The organism is Hydromonas duriensis (assembly GCF_004363775.1).
In the GTDB taxonomy this organism is placed as follows: Bacteria; Pseudomonadota; Gammaproteobacteria; order Burkholderiales; family Burkholderiaceae; genus Hydromonas; species Hydromonas duriensis.
On record NZ_SNZE01000002.1, the window covers coordinates 69,623 to 89,249 of the forward strand.

Consider the following 19,627-nt stretch of genomic DNA (forward strand, 5'->3'; position numbering starts at 1 on the left):
CCATGACGATGATCGGTGTTGTACTTGCAGGCGGGCGTTCTTCTCGAATGGGGCGAGACAAAGCCCATTTACAACGGGAGGATGGACGAACGTGGCTAGAATTTAGCAAGGATACTTTGCGACAAATCAACTGTGAGGCTATTTTCATCAGCGGGCGCAATGATGAAAATGGCATTCCTGACCGTCAAATACATGCCGGGCCAGCCGCAGCATTGGTGGATGCGTATGCACACATCTGCACGCGCTGCCCCAACACAACGCTCATTGTTTTTATCCCTGTTGATTTGCCTTTTTTATCTGCCAACACTTTAAAAATTCTGGTGCAAGCATCGGCAAACGTTGATTTGGCGAATTTTACACATCACCCTTTGCCTTTGGCAATCAAGGTCACCCCGAAAATCAGTGCGCATTTACAAGCCCTGCCCCACGTACAAAACATGTCGATGCGTCAACTCGCAAAGGCACTTCATCATGTACAAGTGCCTTGCACGATAGCGATTGAACACTCGCTCACCAACGTGAACGCCATTGAGGAGTTAAAAAGACTGCATCATGAAAATCAGAATTGACAACAACAAAATGTGCTGGCGCATTTCACACGCTGAGCTGAACCTGCTCCGTGAGGGTGTGCCTTTGAATTGCGACATTGACTTGCCGTTGCCCATGCAATTTTCAATGAGCGTGCTCGCATTGGCACATCATCAGGTCTTACAGCTCGAGCACAACCAAACCAACACGGCAACACGCATCCACTTAAACCTCAGCCCACAAGGTTTAGCAGAACTCATCGCCCAACCGCAGCAACCCTTGCGAGATTTTGTGCCCAACCATACAACAGAATTAGTGGTCGAAATTGATTTTAAGAGCCAAGTTTAATTCATTCTAAAAACTCATTATTTTAATAACCGCTCTTTCGGAAACTGCACAATAAAAGTCGAGCCTTCGCCCACATTGGAATGAATTTTCAATTCAGCTTGGTGGCGAATTAATACGTGCTTGACAATCGCTAAGCCTAAACCTGTTCCTTTGCTCGCTCGAGATTGATCTTTATTCACACGATAAAAACGTTCGGTCAATCGGGGCAAATGCTCGGGGGCAATTCCAACGCCCGTATCGCTAACGCTTAAAACAGCCCCTTCTTGCGTGACAGACCACTTTAAAGAAATCACGCCACCTGCTGGCGTATAACGAACGGCATTTGACAACAAATTGGTAATTACGCTGTCAATTTCTTGATGACTGCCACGCAACTTCACTTGCACCACATCGGCCATAAACTCGTGCTGCCCATTGGACAATGCTTGAGCGGCAATCAACTGCTGTTCAAGCAGACGCGGCATATCAATATCAACGTCTTCAACACGCATCTCACTTTCCAGCCGCGAAAGCATCAACATATCGCTCACCAAAATCGTCATGTGTTCCGCCTGACGATGCATCAACTTCATTTGTCTTTGCTGCTCCTCTACAGGCGTATTTGCCATAGCGTCTGGGTCTTGCGCATATTCTAAAAAACCAGAAATAACCGTTAATGGCGTGCGCAACTCATGTGAAGCATTGGCAATAAAATCACGGCGCATCGCATCAACCCGTTCGGTTTCTGTAATGTCTCGACTGACTAAAATCACACTTTCTTCCTCAAACTCAATCAAAGTCACTTCCAACTGCCGACTGAGGTAACTCATTTTCATGGGCGCATCATATTGCGCCGCACGGATGTACTCAATGAGTTTAGGCTCTCTCACTAAATTGAGCATCCGATGTCCACGGTCACGCGCCAAACTGAACTCAAAATGCTGTTCCGCCACAGGGTTACACCACTCCAGATGCGACGATTTATCCATCAAAACCACACCATCGGGCAAATGCCTCATGGTATTTTGAAAACGCTCCAGCCATTCCGCCAGCTGCGCCTCGTGCTTTTCATCCATTCGCCGCATGGCGTATAACTTAGCAAAAATATCCGTCCACACGCCGTGGCCAGAAGGCACATTTTTACTGGTTGGGTGCGTCAACCATAGTGCAAAATGATGCAACTCTCGATAATGATTGGACAATTGCCACACCAAAAAAGCAATCACCAAAGCCAAACCCACCCAAACAGGCACAAACCAGCTCAAAACCGCCACAATCACCAGCCAAATCAATGAGGGTAAAGCCGCTGCTCGTAAAAAAGACACTTGTTTCATAAAAAACCCATCAATCAAACAGCCAAAATCACATCCATCGGAATGTCAAACTCGCTCGCAGCAAAATCCACACACCCTGCAGCATAAGCAACGCCAACGGTATGCACATCTGCCACCGCATGTCGCCACGACGCCAAAGTGCGGTCATAATAACCACCGCCATAACCCAGCCGATAATTTGCCGCATTGAATCCGACACAAGGAATCACCACCACATGAGGAATGCAATCAACAATATCACGCTCATCAGGCTCTAAAATGCCATACGCCCCAACATTTAAATTCATTTGACTTGAATAAGCAGCAAAACGCAAAGGTGCATGCTTTTCAAGCACCACGGGTAACAGAACCTGCCAACCCGCATCTAATAAATCATGCGCCAACGGCATCAAGTCAGGTTCACCTCTAATCGGCCAATACAACGCAATGGTTTTTGCACCCATTGAATCCGAAGACTCGAGAAACCCGCCGTATACTGTTTTTAAATGCGTTGATAATAATGCACACAACCGAGCATCCAAAAGCCCCTTTTCCGCCTGTGGCAACGACATCCGCGCACTCAATAATTGAGAGCGCAACGCCCCTCGGTCCGCATTTGCCGTTACAATACCGTTCTTGTGTATCACCATTGTGAACTAACCATTCTTTTGTAGGAAAAACATGTCCGCACTCAGCCAAAAAATCCCAGCCCTCCGTGCCGCAGGTGTCGCCTTAGCCGTATCAGGCATTTTGACCAGCACCACTATTTTTGCTCAAAACACCTATACAGGCGCTCCCGTCTTGAGTGCAGGTTCAATTGGCAGTCACCCCTTAGACAGTGTTTTTGCTCAATTACGCGAAGCAGCTCGCGCCAACAACCCAACACGCGCAGCGCAATTGGCGGATCAACTGTCAGACTACCCCATCCAAAGCTACGTCAATTACTACCGCCTCAAGCCCCAATTGTACAACACAGACGGCACGCCAAACGTCAACGCTCCCGATGACGAGATTAAACAGTTTATCAACACTTACGCCACAGATGCCATTGGCGACCGCATGCGCAACGATTATGCGTTGGTGCTCGCAGCACGTCAAGACTGGAGTGCATTTCGCACGCAATACGCTCAATTTGTACTCAAAGACGACATGCAATTAAAATGTTATGAACAAATGGCTGAAGCCGCCGAAGGTAAAAACGTCATCGAATCCACCCGCCTCTTATTGACAGAAAGCAAATTTGCCAACACAAAAGCCTGCCAACAGCTGCTCAACAACCTTGCTCGCACTGGCGGTATGTCAGAAGAAGACATTAACTATTTTGCCGCACTGAGCGCATATGGCAGTGGCACACAAGGGCAAGCCCTCGCCAGCAAAAGTAGAAATTCAAGTGGCGCATCGCGCATGGCCAGCCTGATCACACAAGCCAACAACGACAGCACAGGAAGTCTAGCCAGCACAGTTAGCGCAACGGCCAGCGGCTTGACGCCACAACAAGGGGCACTCGCTAATGCGTATTATGGCTACAGCGCGGCTCGCCGAGCAGACTCAAGCGCATCCAGTTTTTACAACAACGCCTACCAACAATACAGCAATTTAAAACTACCAGATGACGTACTCGGCTGGCAAGCACGCGCAGGCATGCGCGTCAACGACTGGAACTTAGTGGCCTCTGCAATTGATAAAATGAGCGATGCAGAGAAAAACACCGCCATTTGGCAATACTGGCGAGGCCGAGCCTACGCCGCACAAGGCAAAAAAGCACAAGCCAGCGAAGCATACGCCAATGCCGCCAAATCATTTGACTTCTACGGCATTTTAGCCACCGAAGCCTTGGGAAAACGCGTCGCCCTCCCACCAATGGCCGCGGCCCCTACGTCAGACGAAATGCGCGAAATATCTAAAATCAAAAGTTTTGAACGCGCCCGTAAGTTCCAATCAATGAACATGACGCTCGAATACAACCGCGAATGGAACTTCCCACTGCGCGCAATGAACGACCGTCAACTGCTCGCCTCCGCTGAACATGCACACAAGCTCGGCATGCTGGATCGGATGATTAACACCTCGGAACGCAGCAAAACAGAATTTAACTTCAAGCAACGCTACCCCACCCCATTTTTAAGCATCATGCAAAACCGTGCTGCCGAAGCAGGCATCACGCCCGCATGGGCATACGGCATCACCCGCCAAGAATCACGTTTTGTCGTCTCCGCACGCTCAGGCGCGAATGCCAACGGCTTAATGCAAATCATCCCTGAAACAGCGCGTGCCGTCGCCCGCCGAATTGGTTTAACAGGCTTCACCCTCGACCAACTGTACAACACCGACACAAACATCCAGCTCGGCACTGCTTATTTAGGACAAATTCGAGACCAATTCAACGGCTCATTACCCATGGCATCCGCTGGTTACAACGCAGGCCCTGGCCGCCCAGCGCAATGGCGTCGCTCACTCACGGGTAGCGTTGATGGTGCCGTCTTCGCCGAAACCATCCCATTCAGCGAAACGCGAAATTACGTGAAAAATGTCATGGCAAACACGATTTACTACCACTTGCTGATTGACGGTTCAGCACCGTCTCTCACCAATCTGATGGGAACGGTTTATCCATAAAACCTACCCAATGCGGTTTAAAATAAAAAGCCTGCGATGTTGCAGGCTTTTTTACACGCACCGAGTGTTCTAGTGTTTATTGCTCAGTTGCTATAGATTCGCTATACATTTTAAGATGATACAATCACCCGTCAAAATAGTTTTCAAACAATATGTTAATAAAAAAAATCCCCATCTCTGTTTTAGTGGTTGTATACACGCCCGATTTACAAGTCTTGATGATGAAACGCACGCCCAAGAGCCAAACGGGCGATTTTGAAAAGAATTTTTGGCAATGTATCACGGGCAGTTTAGACTTTTTGGACGAGAAGCCACGAGATGCAGCAGTGCGTGAGTTGTTTGAAGAAACGGGCTTACGCGCAGATGATTTTGAGTTGCAAGATTGGCAACATCAATCGGTTTACGAAATTTTTCCCGAATGGCGACATCGCTATGCTGAAGGTGTAGTGGAGAATGTAGAACACTGGTTTGGGCTGCGTGTGCCCTCAACTCGACTTCATATACAACTCGAACCTCAAGAACACACCGAATATAAATGGTTGCCTTTTGAGGAGGCGGCTACGTTGTGCTTTTCTTGGAACAATGCCAATGCGATTCGCAGCCTGCCTGAACGAAATCAATGATGGGCTTTATTTGACATTGCCAAAACTTACAAAACGACATCAACGAAAACTAAAAATTTAAGGCGACTTAAAAAAGCCGCCTTAAATTTTAGTAAAACTGAATCAAAGATGAGGAGTTAAAAAAGCATTTTTAAATAATGAACTTAAAAATCAAGTATTTAATTGTCTTCTTTATCCTCTTTCGCCTGTAACAACTCCAACTCTTCTTTCGTCAACGGGCGCACCATCAAAACATGTACCTGACGCGCATCGGCTCGCAACACCTCGAACTCAAACGAGTCCAATACAATTTTATCGCCACGTCGAGGCATACGGGACAACGTAGAAGTCACCAAACCGCCTATCGTATCGGCATCTTCATCAGACAACGCCACATTAAAAAACTCATTGAATTGTTCAATTTCGGTCAAGGCGCGCACACGGAAACGTCCACCACGGTCAGCGATGATGTTGTCTTCGTCTTCATCATAATCATGTTCATCTTCGATATCACCAACGATTTGCTCGAGCACGTCTTCGATGGTAATCAGTCCAGAGACACCGCCATATTCATCGACAACAATGGCCATGTGGTTGCGGCTTTCACGAAACTCACGCAACAACACATTCAACGGCTTGGATTCAGGAATAAACACGGCTGGGCGCAAGTTGTCGCGCACGTCAAAGTCTTTTTCGGTGTAATAGTGCAACAAGTCCTTAGCCAACAAAATGCCAATCACATGGTCACGCCCCTCTTCAACGACGGGGAAGCGTGAGTGATTGGTTTCCATGACAAAGGGGATAAATTCTTCGGGGGATTGGGCGATGTCAACCACGTCCATCTGCGCCCTCGGCACCATCAAATCACGCGCTTTGAGCGAGGCGACTTGCAGCGCGCCTTCAATCATTGACAATGCATCATCGTCGATTAAACCTCTTTCGCGCGCACCATGTAATATTTCTAGGAGTTGTTCTTGCGTCTCTGGTTCGCTGTCGAATAGAGCTGAAAAACGTTGAAAAAATGACTTTGGCTTGCTGCCACGCTTAGGATGGTCGTCTGACATGAGAATAAAATCGAGTTAATCGAACGGCTAGCATACTCATATTTATAAAATTACGCAAGCATAACCATACCAGCGCATAAATGCCGCTCAACTCAAGGGGGGATAACAAACGGTTTAAAAATACCGTAGCCGCAGTATAATCACTGCGGTGTCGACAACAATGCAATAAATGCAACAAACACAAGGTCAAACATGTACCCTGCTCTGATTATTATTGATATGCAAAAAGGCATTCATTCCCCCAAGCTCGGACAGCGTAACAACCCCGAAGCTGAAAGCAATATACACTCTCTTTTACTCGCATGGCGGGCTACGCAAGCGCCTATCGTGCATGCACGCCATATCTCTCGCTTTAGCGACTCTGTTTTTTGGCCTAATCAAGAAGGCGTTGAATTTCAAGACGATTTTTTACCTTTGTCGCACGAGCAGATATTTGAAAAAAATGTTCCTGATGCTTTTGCTCATTCAGGTTTGGAACGATGGCTACATGTTCGTGGCATTGAGTCTTTAATCATTACAGGTGTCGTTACCAATAATTCTGTTGAAGCCACTGCCCGTAGTGCGGGCAATTTAGGGTTCAACTGCCATGTGGTTGGCGATGGTACGTTTACGTTTGATAAAACAGACTACAACGGTATTCTGCGCAGTGCCGATGAGGTGCATGCCATGTCGCTGGCAAATCTCGATGGTGAATATGCAACCATCATCAAGACCCGTGAAGCACTCAATTTTTTGACCCCTTAATCATTATTCTCTCTTTTCATTGATACTCAAATGACAACTCACCCCGCCCAGATACTGTTCTCAGACAGCCCAGCTCCGAAGATGCTTTCACCTGTTGACCATTATGCAGGCAATGAACGATTTATAGGCAAAGCCATTGCCAAACAAATTGAGTTAAACGGTGCTTTTGACATTGCACTTGACCTTGAAGATGGCGCGAGTGTGGGACAAGAATCCGCACAAGCACGCTTAATGGGCGAGGTATTGGCTTCGTCAGATAATGTGTTTAACCGCCTAGGCGTGCGCATTCACGATGCCTCGCATGAGCATTGGCGGGCTGATGTGGAGATTGTATTAAAAACCGCGAAACGAGCGCCTGCATATTGGATGATTCCTAAGGTCGGCGATTTAAGCCAGACGCGCGACATTGTGACGCAAATTAAAATCGCTCACCACAATGCGGATATAGCACTCCCCCCACTTCACATTCTCATCGAAACGCATGCGGCATTGCATGATGTGTATCACATCGCCGCGTTACCTGAGGTTGAGAGCCTTTCTTTTGGCTTAATGGATTTTATTTCTGCGCATCACGGTACGATTCCCGCGCAAGCGATGAGCAGCCCGAAACAATTTGAGCACCCAATAGTTGCATATTGCAAACTTGCCATTTCTCGGGCTTGCGCTGCGCATGGCAAGGTGGCTTCACACAATGTGACGACCGACTACGCTACCGCGAATGCTGCTTTTAATGATGCGCGGCGCGCACGCGATGAATTTGGTTACAGCCGCATGTGGAGCATTCACCCGAACCAAATCGATGAGATTTTGCGTGCATTTGCTCCAGAAGAGGATATGGTTGATTTTGCCGCTGGTTTATTGGGTCAAGCAGCCGCTGCCAATTGGGGGCCTATTTCATACGCAGGTAAATTGCATGACCGTGCGAGCTTTAGGTACTTTTGGTTGATTATTCAACGTGCTCATGCCTTGGGCCAAAAGATGCCAAGCAATGTGGCTCAATGGTTTTGATATTCCATCATTTTGATGTCAATTGGGTACGCAACACATTGCTCATACAAAAACAACGCTCACCTATGAATCGCTTATGAATCCCTTACTCGCCGAAAATTACTCGAATTACGCCCGCACTCAACTGGCGAATGGTCGTCTTTCTGCCGAGCACGTCATGGCATTGTTGCCTGAATTGCCACTCTCAATTGATGACATTGCCCGTTTGATTCAAACCAATACTCCCGCACACCATGACCCCGAAGTCGCTGCTGGTATCGCTTTGCGCCGCACACGGACTTTAATCATGGTGACGCTAATGGAGTACAACTTAACTCACCCACTGGATGAAAAACACCTAAATGTTGTGACTCAAACCATCAGTGCATTGGCCGATGCCAGTACGCTCCATGCGCTGAATATCAGCCGCGCGGCATTAAGAGAGATTCACGGCGAACCCCTGCGCAAAGATGGCAGCCCAATGCCTCTTTGGGTGATGGGAATGGGTAAATTGGCGGGGCATGAGTTAAACGTGTCTTCCGACATGGATTTAATTTTTATATTCGAGCATGAGGGCGACACCGTAGACACCTGCAACAATCCGCGTATAAGGATGTTGTCTCATGGTGAATTTTTTGAACGTTTGGGTAAACGCATCATTAAGTTGCTGGATGATGTCAGTGAATACGGTTTTGTATTTCGCGTGGACATGCGTTTGCGCCCGAACGGGGCCAGTGGCGCATTGTGCGTGAGTTTAGCCAGTTTAGAAAAATATTTGATTTCCAATGCGCGCACATGGGAACGTTTTGCTTGGCTCAAAAGCCGTTTACTAAACCCAGACGAGCATTCACAACAGTTACAAAACTTAATTACCCCTTTCGTTTTTCGCCGTTATTTGGACTACGATGCCATTGATGCACTGCGCGATGTACACCGTAAAATCCGCACACAAGCCAATGCCAAAACAGCCGCTAAAAATAATGCAATTGACATTAAACTGGGGGAAGGTGGCATACGCGAAATAGAGTTCATCGTGCAATTGTTTCAAATCATCAAAGGCGCACGCAACCCTGTTTTGCAACAACGAAACACTTTAACCATACTTCCACACTTGCATGAACAGGGTTTATTAAGTACAGAAAAAACCGCACAACTCACCGAGTACTACGTCTTTTTGCGCCACCTTGAGCACCACATTCAATACATTGACGATGCTCAGACTCAACTGTTGCCGAGCCAAATCGAGGTTCAAAACAAACTGGCGCACGCCATGCGTTTCGCAGATTTTAACGCCCTCAAAACCTATTTAACGCAAGGGCAAGGCATCGTTTCAAGTCATTTCAACGCGCTGTTTGATTCGGGTAAAAATGATTCCCAAGACAGTCATTTGCCACAAAATGATGATTACGCTGCACTGATTGCGCCCTTTCAAGAACCCAACGCCCTACAAGAACAGCTTGCCCGTCTCGACACAGACGCTCGCATCATACAACTCCCCGAACGCAGTCAAATGCGATATAAGCAATTGATATTGCGTACATTGGCTATTTTAGACACCCAGAACACATCGCCCATTCCAAACGAATACGCGATGCGGGTGTTTAATTTTTTGGATGCCATTGCCAAGCGAAGCAGCTACTTGGCACTATTGACCGAGTATCCAAAGGCTCTTGCCCACCTTATCAAACTGTGCACACGATCACGCTGGGCGGCCGACTACCTGACGGCGCACCCGATTTTGCTCGATGAAATGCTCACCCCTGCTTTACACACACCGCCTGATTGGTCTCAGGTGAACAATCAATTATATGAGGACTTAACAAGGGCAAACATCAACGACAACCCCAACCAGCCCGATGTCGAACGACAAATGGATATTTTGCGCGAAACCCATCATGCACAGGTGTTTCGCCTACTCGCGCAAGAGTTAGACGGATTATGGAGCGTTGAAGAATTGGCCGACCATTTATCCGAGCTGACCGATATTATCTTGCGACAAGCCTTATATTTTTGCTGGCGTGCTTTCCCTAAACGACATCAAGATGAACCAAAATTTGCCATCATCGCTTATGGCAAATTAGGTGGCAAAGAAATGGGCTACGCGTCGGATTTAGACTTGGTTTTTTTATACGATGACACGCACATGGATGCGTCAGAAATTTACAGCCGCTTTGCCCAACGCCTGAATAATTGGCTCATCACACCAACGGGCGCGGGTAACCTATTCGAAACCGATTATCGCCTCAGACCGAATGGCGCAAGCGGTTTACTGGTCAGCAGCATTCAAATGTTTAAACAATACCAAGCCGAATCCGCTTGGTTTTGGGAGCATCAAGCCATCACACGCGCACGCTTTTGTGCAGGCGATGAAATGATTGGGCAATGGTTCGAAAATGAACGGCGAGCGATTTTGCAACAGCCTCGTCATCGTGACAAAGTCATTCACGACATCCTTGAAATGAAACAAAAAATTCAAGATGGACACCCGAACCCAACCGAGTTATTCGATGTGAAATACGATGTCGGTGGCATGGTCGATATTGAGTTTTGCGTACAAGCTTTGGTTTTGCTACACTCTCAAAACCACCCAGAGTTGCTTGATAACAAGGGCAACATTGGTCTGTTGCATCGAGCTGGCAAAGCAGGTTTAATCAAAAGCGAAACAGCCCAGCAAGCCGCCGATGCCTATCGTAATTATCGCGCCATCCAGCACGCAGCTCGATTACAAAACAGCAGCGACACCCGCGTTTTGCATGACACGGTGCAACACGAATCAGATGCTGTCAAACAGCTACTTAAAGAAGTGTGTGGCGAATTGCCGTGACAAAAAATAGATACAAACTAAGGTTTGACTAGCGTTACGGTTGCGCCTGTGGGTGCGGGGGCTGCGGCTCCCGCTTGAGTTGAAGCCCCACTCGGGGTGGCATTTAAAACAGAGGGCTGATCCATAATTTGCACAAACACTTCATCCGCCTTAACCATGCCAAGTTGTAACCGCGCGCGTTCTTGTACGGCATCGTTACCTTGTTTCAAATCACGAATATCCGCTTGTAACGCCGCATTACGATACACCAAATCTTGATTGACCTTTTGTTGAGCATCAATCGCTTGACGAGTTCGATACAAATTCCAATAACCATTCCACAAAGGCCATTGTAAAGTAAGCAAAACAAGTAATAAAAAAAGAGGTAAACGACGCATAGTAATTGATGTTCAGCGGTTTATATGATGAGCGTCACTATACCGCAAAACGTTTCATCAGACGTGGACTTTATTGCTAAAATCAACCGAGGCTTATACCCAAGCCTTTGTTTGTTATAGGCTTTGAATCACTTTGAACGTGGTACCAAACGTTTAAAGTCTGATACAATTGAATCGTCGACAAAAAACAAACATTCGATAAACTTTCCTTAAAAGTAGTTCTATTGCGGTTTTATTTAAACAAGGAGTATCTCATGGGTATTTTAGACGCTATTAAAAATTTAACTGACAAAGCGGTCGGTAACGTCAAAGAAGCCGTGGATGATGTGCAAGAAGCCTACAATGAAGCGGGTGGCATGAGCGGTATTGTTGACAAAGCAAAAACAGAGATGACCGAACTCGGAAGTGAGCTGTCTGAAGTTGCAGGGAAAGCGGTTGACACGGTTAAAACCTCAGCAGCTGAAGTCGCTGAATCGGCTAAATCAACCTATAACGAAGCGGGTGGCGTGAGCGGTTTAATCGATAAAGCGAAAACCGGCGTAACCGAGCTGGCTGACTCAGCTAAAGATGCCGCGGGTCAAATCATTAATAAAGTCAAAGGTGAAGATGGCGAGCCAAAGGCTTAAACTGTAGAATACGAATACGCTTTCTAAAACCAGCATCATGCTGGTTTTTTTAACCCCCATGCCCAAACCATCATGCACAAAAAAAAAGACAAGTCTCTCGCTTATGAAGTACGTCCAAACCAGTCCATCGAGCTGCTTAAAGAATTACATATCCTGACTAAAGATGGCAAAATGAACCAAGACAGCCGCAGGAAACTAAAGCAGGTCTATCATTTATTCCAATTCATAGAACCGTTATTAACGGACTGCTTGACGCGTAATCCACACTTTAGCTTGGTTGACCATGGCGCAGGAAAGTCGTATTTAGGATTTATTTTGTATGACTTATTTTTCAAAGAAAAGTCGCAAGAATCAAAAATTTACGGCATCGAAACACGTGATGAGCTGGTACAAAAATCAACCACTTTGGCTCAACACTTAGGTTTTTCGGGTATGAATTTTTTGAATCTATCCGTAGCTGATTCCATTACATCAAAGGCACTACCAGAACATGTGGATGTGGTCACCGCTCTGCACGCCTGCAACACGGCCACCGATGATGCCATTCATTTTGCCCTGAAAAAAAACGCCCAACACATTGTTCTTGTGCCTTGCTGCCAAGCTGAAGTCGCTTCTGTTTTGCGTAAAAACAAATCTTCGCAACTCAAAAACCCTTTATCTGAAATTTGGCGTCACCCTTTGCATACGCGAGAATTTGGTAGCCAATTAACGAACGTGCTGCGCTGTTTACAACTGGAAGCGCATGGCTATCACGTTACAGTCACTGAATTAGTCGGCTGGGAGCATTCTATGAAAAACGAACTGATTATCGCCAGTCGCAAAGGCAAAGCCAATCCTCGAACGCGTGAGCGGTTACATGAAATGTTGACATCGGTCGGTTTAGATGAGTTACGTGAACGATTTTTTTGTTAATTTTCGTCTACGCTGCGTAGTCGTAACTTAAAACTTTTTGGTCTGTAAATCTTATATTTTCAATAGACAGACACGTCATCCATTTAACGATAAAGCCACATAATAAATAACCTTATTTTTTATGTGGCTTTATTTTATTTTGTGGCGTATCATTATGACCGTACAATTTGTAAGGTTAATTTTCAAATTCAACTCAGGCCAATTGGAGAAAAATCATGAGTGACATGTGGAACTACGTGCCAGCCGAAATGCGTTATGTTGTTTACGTTTTATTGGTATTTGCAATTGTAACAACCGTTGGAATTGTTAAACTGCTCACTAAAGGCAATAAATAATCGTTTAACTGCTCGCTTAAGTCAAGCATATAGGCGTATTCCTTCGACACGCCTATTTTCGTCTACTTAATAAAAACATCCCAATAAACATCGTGTTGAAATCCATTCACTCGATTTATTGGGTGTTTTTTATACTCGTTTAACTTGACTCTGTTTAATGTGTTTCCAATTTTGCAATATTCAACGCCAAACACTTAATCCCAAAACCAGCACCAAAGTTAATATACGCCCGTGTATCTTCACCACTGCCTTCCAGTTTAACAATCACGCCATCGCCAAATTTAGCATGCGAGACCGATTGCCCCACACGATAGCCCAAGGTGTCTTTTTTACTTTCTTTGAATGTACCAAATGACGGTGTATCTTCAGTTGCTTTCGCCGTGTTTGACCACGCATCATAGCGCACACGCGGCGTGAGCCATTTCACATCATCATCTGATAATTCGTCGAGAAATCTCGATTTGATGCCGTAGCGCGTTTGGCCATGCAACATGCGTTGCTGCGCGAGGGTCATGTACAGACGCACGCGGGCACGAGTGATGGCGACATACATTAAACGGCGTTCTTCTTGTACACCATCGGCATCGGATAGGCTGTTTTCATGCGGGAACAAACCCTCTTCTAAACCTAAAATAAAGACGGTATTAAACTCCAAACCCTTTGCTGCATGCACCGTCATCAGCTGCACCGCGTCTTGCCCTGCTTGCGCTTGGTTGTCCCCTGCTTCAAGCGCAGCATGGCTAAGAAATCCAGCCAATGGCGTCATCATGGTGTCATCCTCATCCGTTTCACTGGCTGTCGTACTGTCCTTGTGCCCCTCAACTTGTACAAATGCAGCCGCGGCATTGATGAGTTCGCTTAAGTTTTCCAACCTATCCGCGCCTTCTCTATCTGCTTTGTAATGAGCAATTAAACCGCTGTGTGCGGTGACATGGTCAACCAGTTCAGGTAAAGGGAGGTGCTGGGTATCAAATCGCAGGCCGTCTATCATTTGTGCAAAAGCCAATAGTTTGGCTGCACCCGAACCTGACGCATGCTGCACCGCCCCCCATAAAGAACTGTTGAGGCTTTTAGCCGTGTCCTGCAATTGCTCAATTGTTCTCGCGCCAATCCCTCGAGTTGGAAAATTCACCACGCGCATAAATGCCGTATCGTCGTGCGGGTTGTCAATCAGCCTTAAATAAGCCAGCGCATGTTTAATTTCAGCCCGCTCAAAGAAACGCAAACCACCATAGACACGGTATGGAACGCCCGCATTAAATAGGGCATGCTCGATGACCCGCGATTGCGCATTTGCCCGATACAACACCGCGATGTCTCGACGAACGGCCCCTTCATTAATTTGCGCCTTGATTTCTTCGATGACAAAATCGGCTTCTGCATAGTCGCTGGTGGCTTCGTAAATGCGAATCGGCTCGCCCTCTCCTCTATCCGTCCATAGGTTTTTACCCAGTCGATTGTTGTTTTGGCTAATCAATGCGTTCGCAGCGTTGAGAATATGACCATAAGAGCGGTAATTTTGTTCGAGTTTAATCACATTGTGTTGAGCAAATTCGCGCTCAAACAAGCGCATGTTTTCCACTTTTGCCCCTCGAAACGCATAAATTGACTGGTCGTCATCACCGACCGCCATCATGACGGTTTGCGGGCTGGCTATCAATTTGAGCCACGCATATTGCAAGGTATTGGTATCCTGAAACTCATCCACCAAGACATGAGTGAAGCGCGTCTGATAATGCATGCGCAAAGCTTCGTTCGCTTTCAACACCTCGTATGCCCGCAACAATAGTTCTGGAAAGTCGACCACACCTTCGCGCTGACATTGCGCATCGTAGGCCGTATAAATTTCAACCAATTTTTTGTAAAAGTAGTCGTTTGCCTCAACATCGGCGGGGCGCAAGCCATCTTCTTTGGAACCGTTGATGAAGTTTTGCACTTGCTTCGGTTGAAATTTTTCGGTGTCCACCTGCATGCTTTTGAGCAAACGCTTAATGGCGGATAACTGGTCTTGTGTGTCTAAAATCTGAAAAGTTGCAGGTAAATTGGCTTCACGATGATGCGCTCGTAAAAATCGATTGCACAATCCATGAAACGTACCAACCCACATGCCACGCGTATTCATCGGTAACAACGCCGACAATCGCGTCATCATTTCCTTTGCCGCTTTATTTGTAAACGTCACTGCTAAAATTGACTGCGTTCGCGTCTGGCCTGTACTGATGAGCCACGCCATGCGCGTAGTCAATACACTGGTCTTACCCGAGCCTGCCCCTGCGAGAATTAGAGCAGACTGCGGTGGTAAAGTCACGGCTTGGAGTTGCGCCGAATTGAGTGACGCCATTTGTTTTTCGAGAGAATTCATGCGACCTTATGTTTTGATTTCAAAATGGTTGAGTGATAACAGTAATATGATAGTCATCACAGTTATGACATCAACGAGCACCCATGAGCACCCATAAGCACTAAACACGATACACACATTATGTCGTGCTGATGCCGCCCCCCGTCACAACCAGTTGGCAATGTCGGACATTTTACAGTGCCACACCTTTATAATGCCGTATCTTTTCAATTAATCTACGAATTTTACCGAATAGCGCACCCATGCCCCAAGAAAAAGCTTTGTCCGTCCTACAAAACACCTTTGGTTATACGCAATTTCGAGGCCATCAGGGCGACATCGTCCAACATCTGATTGAAGGGCATGATGCATTGGTATTAATGCCCACGGGAGCAGGTAAATCTCTGTGTTATCAAATCCCTGCTATGGTGCGCTCAGGCGTCGGCGTGGTGATTTCTCCATTAATTGCGCTGATGCAAGACCAAGTGGATGCCCTAACCGAATTAGGCGTGCGGGCGGCTTTTTTAAACTCAACACAAGATTATGAAACCAGCAGGTCAATTGAGCAAGATTTGCATTCAGGTACAATCGATTTACTTTATGTCGCACCCGAACGCCTCTTAATGCCGCGGACATTAAGCCTATTACAATCACTCGACATCAGTTTATTTGCGATTGATGAGGCACACTGTGTCTCACAATGGGGGCATGATTTCCGCCCTGAATACATTAAGCTATCTGTATTACATCAGCTTTTTCCTCGCACACCCCGAGTCGCTCTGACTGCGACCGCCGATGCACAAACCCGCGCTGAAATTACACTGCGTTTGCAGTTGGAAGAGGCTCGGGAATTTGTATCCTCTTTTGACCGCCCTAACATTCGCTACACCATCGTTGAAAAGAACAATGGGCGGGCGCAGCTATTAAACTTTATTAAAAATGAACATGCGGGTAGTGCGGGGATTGTTTATTGTTTATCGCGTAAAAAAGTAGAAGAAACGGCTGATTTTTTAAACAAAAACGGCATTAACGCCTTACCGTATCACGCGGGTTTGGATATCGAAACGCGCGCAGCAAACCAAGCTCGTTTTTTGCGTGAAGATAATCTGGTGATGACCGCAACGATTGCCTTCGGCATGGGCATCGACAAGCCGAATGTGCGTTTTGTGGCTCATTTAGACCTACCCAAAAGCGTCGAAGGTTATTACCAAGAGACAGGGCGAGCGGGACGAGATGGCGCACCTGCCGATGCGTGGATGGCATACGGTTTACAAGATGTGGTTCAACAACGTCGCATGATTGCTGAGTCTGAAGCGAATGACGAATTTAAACACACTCAATTCACCAAGCTCGATGCCATGATTGGTTTATGCGAAACCATCGATTGCCGCCGTGTACACTTACTCAACTACTTTGACCAAGCCAGTTCAGCGTGTGGCAATTGCGACACTTGTTTACATCCACCTAAAGCGATGGATGGCACGCAGTTATTGCAAAAATTATTATCGACCGTGTATCGCGTCAAACAGCGATTTGCCACTGGGCATGTTATTGACGTACTGCGCGGCATCGACAGTGAACGCGTGCAACAATTTCGCCATGACAACCTATCCACGTTTGGCATTGGCAAAGAGATCTCCGAAGCCGAGTGGCGAGCGGTTGTGCGCCAAGCCATTGCCCATAATTTACTCACTGTTGATTTTGAACATTACAATGCGTTACTACTGACCGAGCTCGCTCGCCCAGTCCTCAAAGGCGAGCGAACCATCAAACTGCGACTGTATCAAAAACCGCTCAAAACCAAACGCTCATCCAGCCCGTATGGCAACATACAAGATGCCAATTTATCCGACCTAGAAAAAGCAATTTTTGCCGCCCTACGCAGTTGGCGCTTCAAAACGGCACAGGCACATAATGTGCCTGCATACGTTATTTTTCATGATGCGACCTTACGCGACATTGCCATTGAAAAACCCACGCGCTTAAGTGAATTGCGTGGGTTATCGGGTTTGGGTGAGAAAAAACTAGATAATTATGGAAATGAGATTCTTGAAGTGGTTGCGCCATTTATTCATTAAAACCCATCATCAATTAAATTCACCACCAATTAAATTCATCGCCAATTTAAAGCGAGTGAGATTGTCTCCTCGCTTTAACAAACCATAACAACATTATTGATTGTTAAATCAACGAGTTAATCCGAATTTACATATTGGTATAGTTCGGCCCACCGCCCCCCTCTGGCGTGACCCAAACAATATTTTGACTCGGGTCTTTGATGTCACAAGTTTTGCAATGCACGCAATTTTGCGCATTAATTTGTAAACGTTTCTGCCCCACATTCTCAGCATCGTCAATGAATTCATATACACCCGCAGGGCAATAACGTGACTCAGGCCCTGCATAAGTTGCCAAATTAACGCCAACAGGAATCGAAGCATCGCGTAACGTCAAATGCGCAGGTTGATTTTCCTCATGATTGGTATTTGAAATAAAAACCGACGATAAACGATCAAAAGTCAATACGCCATCAGGCTTTGGATAAGCAATCGGAGCGCACTGTGCGGCGGGTAAAAGGCATTCATAATCCGCCTTGGTTCGATGGATGGTCCATGGAAAACGCCCTGCCAGTATTTTTTGCTCGATGCCCGTCATCAATGTGGCAACCGTTCTACCGTGCTTGAACCACTGTTTAAAGTTACGTGCCTTCCATAACTCATCTTTGAGCCATGATGCATTAAATAAAGCCTCATACTCAGGTAACTCATCTCGTGCGCGTTCAGCTTGAATGGCATTGGCAATCGCTTCTGCGGCCATCATGCCCGTTTTAATGGCCGCATGTGAACCTTTAATGCGTGACGCATTTAAAAAGCCCGCTTCGCACCCAACCATCACGCCGCCTTTAAAATAAAGCTGCGGCAATGACAAAATACCACCCGCAGTAATCGCACGCGCACCGTACGCCAAGCGTTTACCACCTTTAAGATACTTGGCAATTTCAGGATGAGTTTTATAACGTTGAAACTCTTCAAAAGGCGAGAGATAAGGGTTTTGATAATCCAAGCCCACCACCAAACCTAAAGCAATTTGATTATTGTCTAAATGATAAAGAAATGAGCCGCCATACGTATTTGAATCTAAAGGCCAACCCGCTGTATGCACAACCAAACCTTCTTGATGCTGTTCTGCGGGCACTTGCCAAATTTCTTTGATACCGATGCCATAAGATTGCGGGTCTTTGCCTTTGTTCAGGTTAAATTTTTCCATCACGCATTTGCCCAAACTTCCACGAGCGCCTTCGGCAAAAACCGTATACTTCGCGTGCAACTCCATACCCGCTTGATAGTTCGCAGTGGGTTCACCATTTTTACCGATGCCCAAATCACCTGTCACAACCCCTTTGACTGCGCCGTTTTCATCGTACAACACACCCGCCGCCGCAAAACCAGGGTAAATCTCAACGCCCAAAGCTTCCGCCTGTTCGCCCATCCAGCGTGCAACATTCGCCAAGCTGACAATATAATTACCATGATTTTGAAAGCCGCTAGGCAGTAACCAACTAGGGGTTGCCTTTGAATCCGTTTCGCTTAAAAACAAGAACTTATCTTCTGTAACGGCAACGTTCAGCGGCGCGTTAAGCTCTTTCCAGTTTGGAAAGAGTTCATTGAGCGCAATTGGATCCATCACCGCGCCCGACAGAATATGTGCACCAATTTCTGAGCCTTTATCGATTAAACACACATTCAAATTTGCATTTAATTGTTTTAAATGAATCGCACTGGCTAAGCCCGCAGGGCCACCACCAACAATGAGTACATCATATTCCATCACATCACGTTCGACTGTCGTGTCCATTGTTTGCTCCATGTTAATTTATTTATATTAAAGTTGACGAATAGTAGCATAAATCATTAAACACGCGCACAAAAAGAAACGGTCGTTCTTTTTTTGTACATGCTTAATTTTGAATGATTGAAAACTATATTTAAACTTTGTTTAAAATTTTTTGAGAAAAGTTTAAACCTGCAGGT

General features: G+C 46.3%; 16 protein-coding genes. 10 read left to right on the forward strand and 6 right to left on the reverse strand.

The window, feature by feature from the left end; genetic code table 11:
• Window positions 1-2: 2 nt before the first annotated feature.
• Together DFR44_RS01525 and DFR44_RS01530 are read left to right on the forward strand one after the other, a co-directional pair.
• Entirely contained in the window at window positions 3-569 is a 567-nt protein-coding gene (locus DFR44_RS01525) for a molybdenum cofactor guanylyltransferase (RefSeq protein WP_133618951.1), read from the forward strand.
• Entirely contained in the window at window positions 553-876 is a 324-nt protein-coding gene (locus tag DFR44_RS01530; protein ID WP_133618952.1) for a hypothetical protein, read from the forward strand. The genes DFR44_RS01525 and DFR44_RS01530 overlap by 17 nt, the downstream gene beginning before the upstream one ends.
• 17 nt (window positions 877-893) lie before the next feature.
• On the opposite strand, the gene phoR is transcribed toward DFR44_RS01530, so the two are convergent.
• Both phoR and DFR44_RS01540 read right to left on the reverse strand, forming a co-directional pair.
• The gene (phoR, locus tag DFR44_RS01535; RefSeq protein WP_133618953.1) at window positions 894-2,189 is read right to left on the reverse strand and encodes a phosphate regulon sensor histidine kinase PhoR; all 1,296 of its coding nucleotides are present in this window, start codon (window positions 2,187-2,189) and stop codon (window positions 894-896) included.
• Between the two features lie 14 nt (window positions 2,190-2,203).
• Window positions 2,204-2,818, reverse strand: coding sequence for a 5-formyltetrahydrofolate cyclo-ligase (locus tag DFR44_RS01540; protein ID WP_133618954.1), 615 nt, complete (start codon window positions 2,816-2,818; stop codon window positions 2,204-2,206).
• Window positions 2,819-2,849: 31 nt separating this feature from the next.
• Here DFR44_RS01540 and DFR44_RS01545 point away from each other — a divergent pair, with 31 nt between their 5' ends.
• Together DFR44_RS01545 and nudB are read left to right on the forward strand one after the other, a co-directional pair.
• Complete coding sequence (locus DFR44_RS01545) at window positions 2,850-4,784, forward strand: lytic transglycosylase domain-containing protein (protein WP_133618955.1); 1,935 nt, start codon at window positions 2,850-2,852, stop codon at window positions 4,782-4,784.
• A 152-nt stretch (window positions 4,785-4,936) separates the two neighbouring features.
• On the forward strand, window positions 4,937-5,407 hold the full coding sequence (gene nudB, locus DFR44_RS01550; protein WP_133618956.1) for a dihydroneopterin triphosphate diphosphatase: 471 nt from the start codon (window positions 4,937-4,939) through the stop codon (window positions 5,405-5,407).
• A 158-nt stretch (window positions 5,408-5,565) separates the two neighbouring features.
• Here the strand turns inward: nudB and DFR44_RS01555 are convergent, their stop codons facing one another.
• Window positions 5,566-6,450 (reverse strand): CorC family transporter, encoded by an 885-nt coding sequence (locus tag DFR44_RS01555; protein ID WP_133618957.1) that lies wholly within the window; start codon window positions 6,448-6,450, stop codon window positions 5,566-5,568.
• 192 nt (window positions 6,451-6,642) lie between these two features.
• Between DFR44_RS01555 and DFR44_RS01560 the strand changes: the two genes are divergently transcribed.
• From DFR44_RS01560 to glnE, 3 genes are all read left to right on the forward strand, one after another.
• Window positions 6,643-7,194: a cysteine hydrolase family protein gene (locus tag DFR44_RS01560; RefSeq protein ID WP_133618958.1), complete on the forward strand. Its 552-nt coding sequence runs from the start codon at window positions 6,643-6,645 to the stop codon at window positions 7,192-7,194.
• 30 nt (window positions 7,195-7,224) lie between these two features.
• Window positions 7,225-8,202 carry an HpcH/HpaI aldolase/citrate lyase family protein gene (locus DFR44_RS01565; RefSeq protein ID WP_133618959.1) on the forward strand — a complete coding sequence of 326 codons (978 nt, stop codon included), beginning with the start codon at window positions 7,225-7,227 and terminating at the stop codon, window positions 8,200-8,202.
• A 76-nt stretch (window positions 8,203-8,278) separates the two neighbouring features.
• Entirely contained in the window at window positions 8,279-11,005 is a 2,727-nt protein-coding gene (glnE, locus tag DFR44_RS01570; RefSeq protein WP_133618960.1) for a bifunctional [glutamate--ammonia ligase]-adenylyl-L-tyrosine phosphorylase/[glutamate--ammonia-ligase] adenylyltransferase, read from the forward strand.
• A gap of 17 nt (window positions 11,006-11,022) precedes the next feature.
• On the opposite strand, the gene DFR44_RS01575 is transcribed toward glnE, so the two are convergent.
• Window positions 11,023-11,382, reverse strand: a complete 360-nt coding sequence (locus DFR44_RS01575; protein WP_133618961.1) for a septum formation initiator family protein — start codon at window positions 11,380-11,382, stop codon at window positions 11,023-11,025.
• A 254-nt stretch (window positions 11,383-11,636) separates the two neighbouring features.
• Between DFR44_RS01575 and DFR44_RS01580 the strand changes: the two genes are divergently transcribed.
• Together DFR44_RS01580 and DFR44_RS01585 are read left to right on the forward strand one after the other, a co-directional pair.
• Window positions 11,637-12,008 (forward strand): hypothetical protein, encoded by a 372-nt coding sequence (locus DFR44_RS01580; protein ID WP_133618962.1) that lies wholly within the window; start codon window positions 11,637-11,639, stop codon window positions 12,006-12,008.
• 72 nt (window positions 12,009-12,080) lie between these two features.
• The gene (locus DFR44_RS01585; RefSeq protein WP_133618963.1) at window positions 12,081-12,920 is read left to right on the forward strand and encodes a class I SAM-dependent methyltransferase; all 840 of its coding nucleotides are present in this window, start codon (window positions 12,081-12,083) and stop codon (window positions 12,918-12,920) included.
• A 489-nt stretch (window positions 12,921-13,409) separates the two neighbouring features.
• Here the strand turns inward: DFR44_RS01585 and DFR44_RS01590 are convergent, their stop codons facing one another.
• Window positions 13,410-15,617: a UvrD-helicase domain-containing protein gene (locus DFR44_RS01590; RefSeq protein ID WP_133618964.1), complete on the reverse strand. Its 2,208-nt coding sequence runs from the start codon at window positions 15,615-15,617 to the stop codon at window positions 13,410-13,412.
• A gap of 242 nt (window positions 15,618-15,859) precedes the next feature.
• On the opposite strand from DFR44_RS01590, the gene recQ reads away from it, so the two are divergent.
• On the forward strand, window positions 15,860-17,674 hold the full coding sequence (recQ, locus tag DFR44_RS01595) for a DNA helicase RecQ (RefSeq protein WP_133618965.1): 1,815 nt from the start codon (window positions 15,860-15,862) through the stop codon (window positions 17,672-17,674).
• Between the two features lie 127 nt (window positions 17,675-17,801).
• Here the strand turns inward: recQ and DFR44_RS01600 are convergent, their stop codons facing one another.
• Window positions 17,802-19,451, reverse strand: coding sequence for an electron transfer flavoprotein-ubiquinone oxidoreductase (locus DFR44_RS01600; protein ID WP_246012016.1), 1,650 nt, complete (start codon window positions 19,449-19,451; stop codon window positions 17,802-17,804).
• Window positions 19,452-19,627 lie beyond the last annotated feature (176 nt).

Bases quoted from the DNA above. Each gene is read 5' to 3' on its own strand.
- nudB (WP_133618956.1), top strand. From the start codon at position 4,937: ATGTTAATAAAAAAAATCCCCATCTCTGTTTTAGTGGTTGTATACACG.
- phoR (WP_133618953.1), bottom strand. From the start codon at position 2,189: ATGAAACAAGTGTCTTTTTTACGAGCAGCGGCTTTACCCTCATTGATT.
- DFR44_RS01555 (WP_133618957.1), bottom strand. From the start codon at position 6,450: ATGTCAGACGACCATCCTAAGCGTGGCAGCAAGCCAAAGTCATTTTTT.
- DFR44_RS01590 (WP_133618964.1), bottom strand. From the start codon at position 15,617: ATGAATTCTCTCGAAAAACAAATGGCGTCACTCAATTCGGCGCAACTC.
- glnE (WP_133618960.1), top strand. From the start codon at position 8,279: ATGAATCCCTTACTCGCCGAAAATTACTCGAATTACGCCCGCACTCAA.
- recQ (WP_133618965.1), top strand. From the start codon at position 15,860: ATGCCCCAAGAAAAAGCTTTGTCCGTCCTACAAAACACCTTTGGTTAT.
- DFR44_RS01560 (WP_133618958.1), top strand. From the start codon at position 6,643: ATGTACCCTGCTCTGATTATTATTGATATGCAAAAAGGCATTCATTCC.
- DFR44_RS01600 (WP_246012016.1), bottom strand. From the start codon at position 19,451: ATGGACACGACAGTCGAACGTGATGTGATGGAATATGATGTACTCATT.
- DFR44_RS01575 (WP_133618961.1), bottom strand. From the start codon at position 11,382: ATGCGTCGTTTACCTCTTTTTTTATTACTTGTTTTGCTTACTTTACAA.
- DFR44_RS01580 (WP_133618962.1), top strand. From the start codon at position 11,637: ATGGGTATTTTAGACGCTATTAAAAATTTAACTGACAAAGCGGTCGGT.
- DFR44_RS01540 (WP_133618954.1), bottom strand. From the start codon at position 2,818: ATGGTGATACACAAGAACGGTATTGTAACGGCAAATGCGGACCGAGGG.
- DFR44_RS01525 (WP_133618951.1), top strand. From the start codon at position 3: ATGACGATGATCGGTGTTGTACTTGCAGGCGGGCGTTCTTCTCGAATG.
- DFR44_RS01530 (WP_133618952.1), top strand. From the start codon at position 553: ATGAAAATCAGAATTGACAACAACAAAATGTGCTGGCGCATTTCACAC.
- DFR44_RS01545 (WP_133618955.1), top strand. From the start codon at position 2,850: ATGTCCGCACTCAGCCAAAAAATCCCAGCCCTCCGTGCCGCAGGTGTC.
- DFR44_RS01565 (WP_133618959.1), top strand. From the start codon at position 7,225: ATGACAACTCACCCCGCCCAGATACTGTTCTCAGACAGCCCAGCTCCG.
- DFR44_RS01585 (WP_133618963.1), top strand. From the start codon at position 12,081: ATGCACAAAAAAAAAGACAAGTCTCTCGCTTATGAAGTACGTCCAAAC.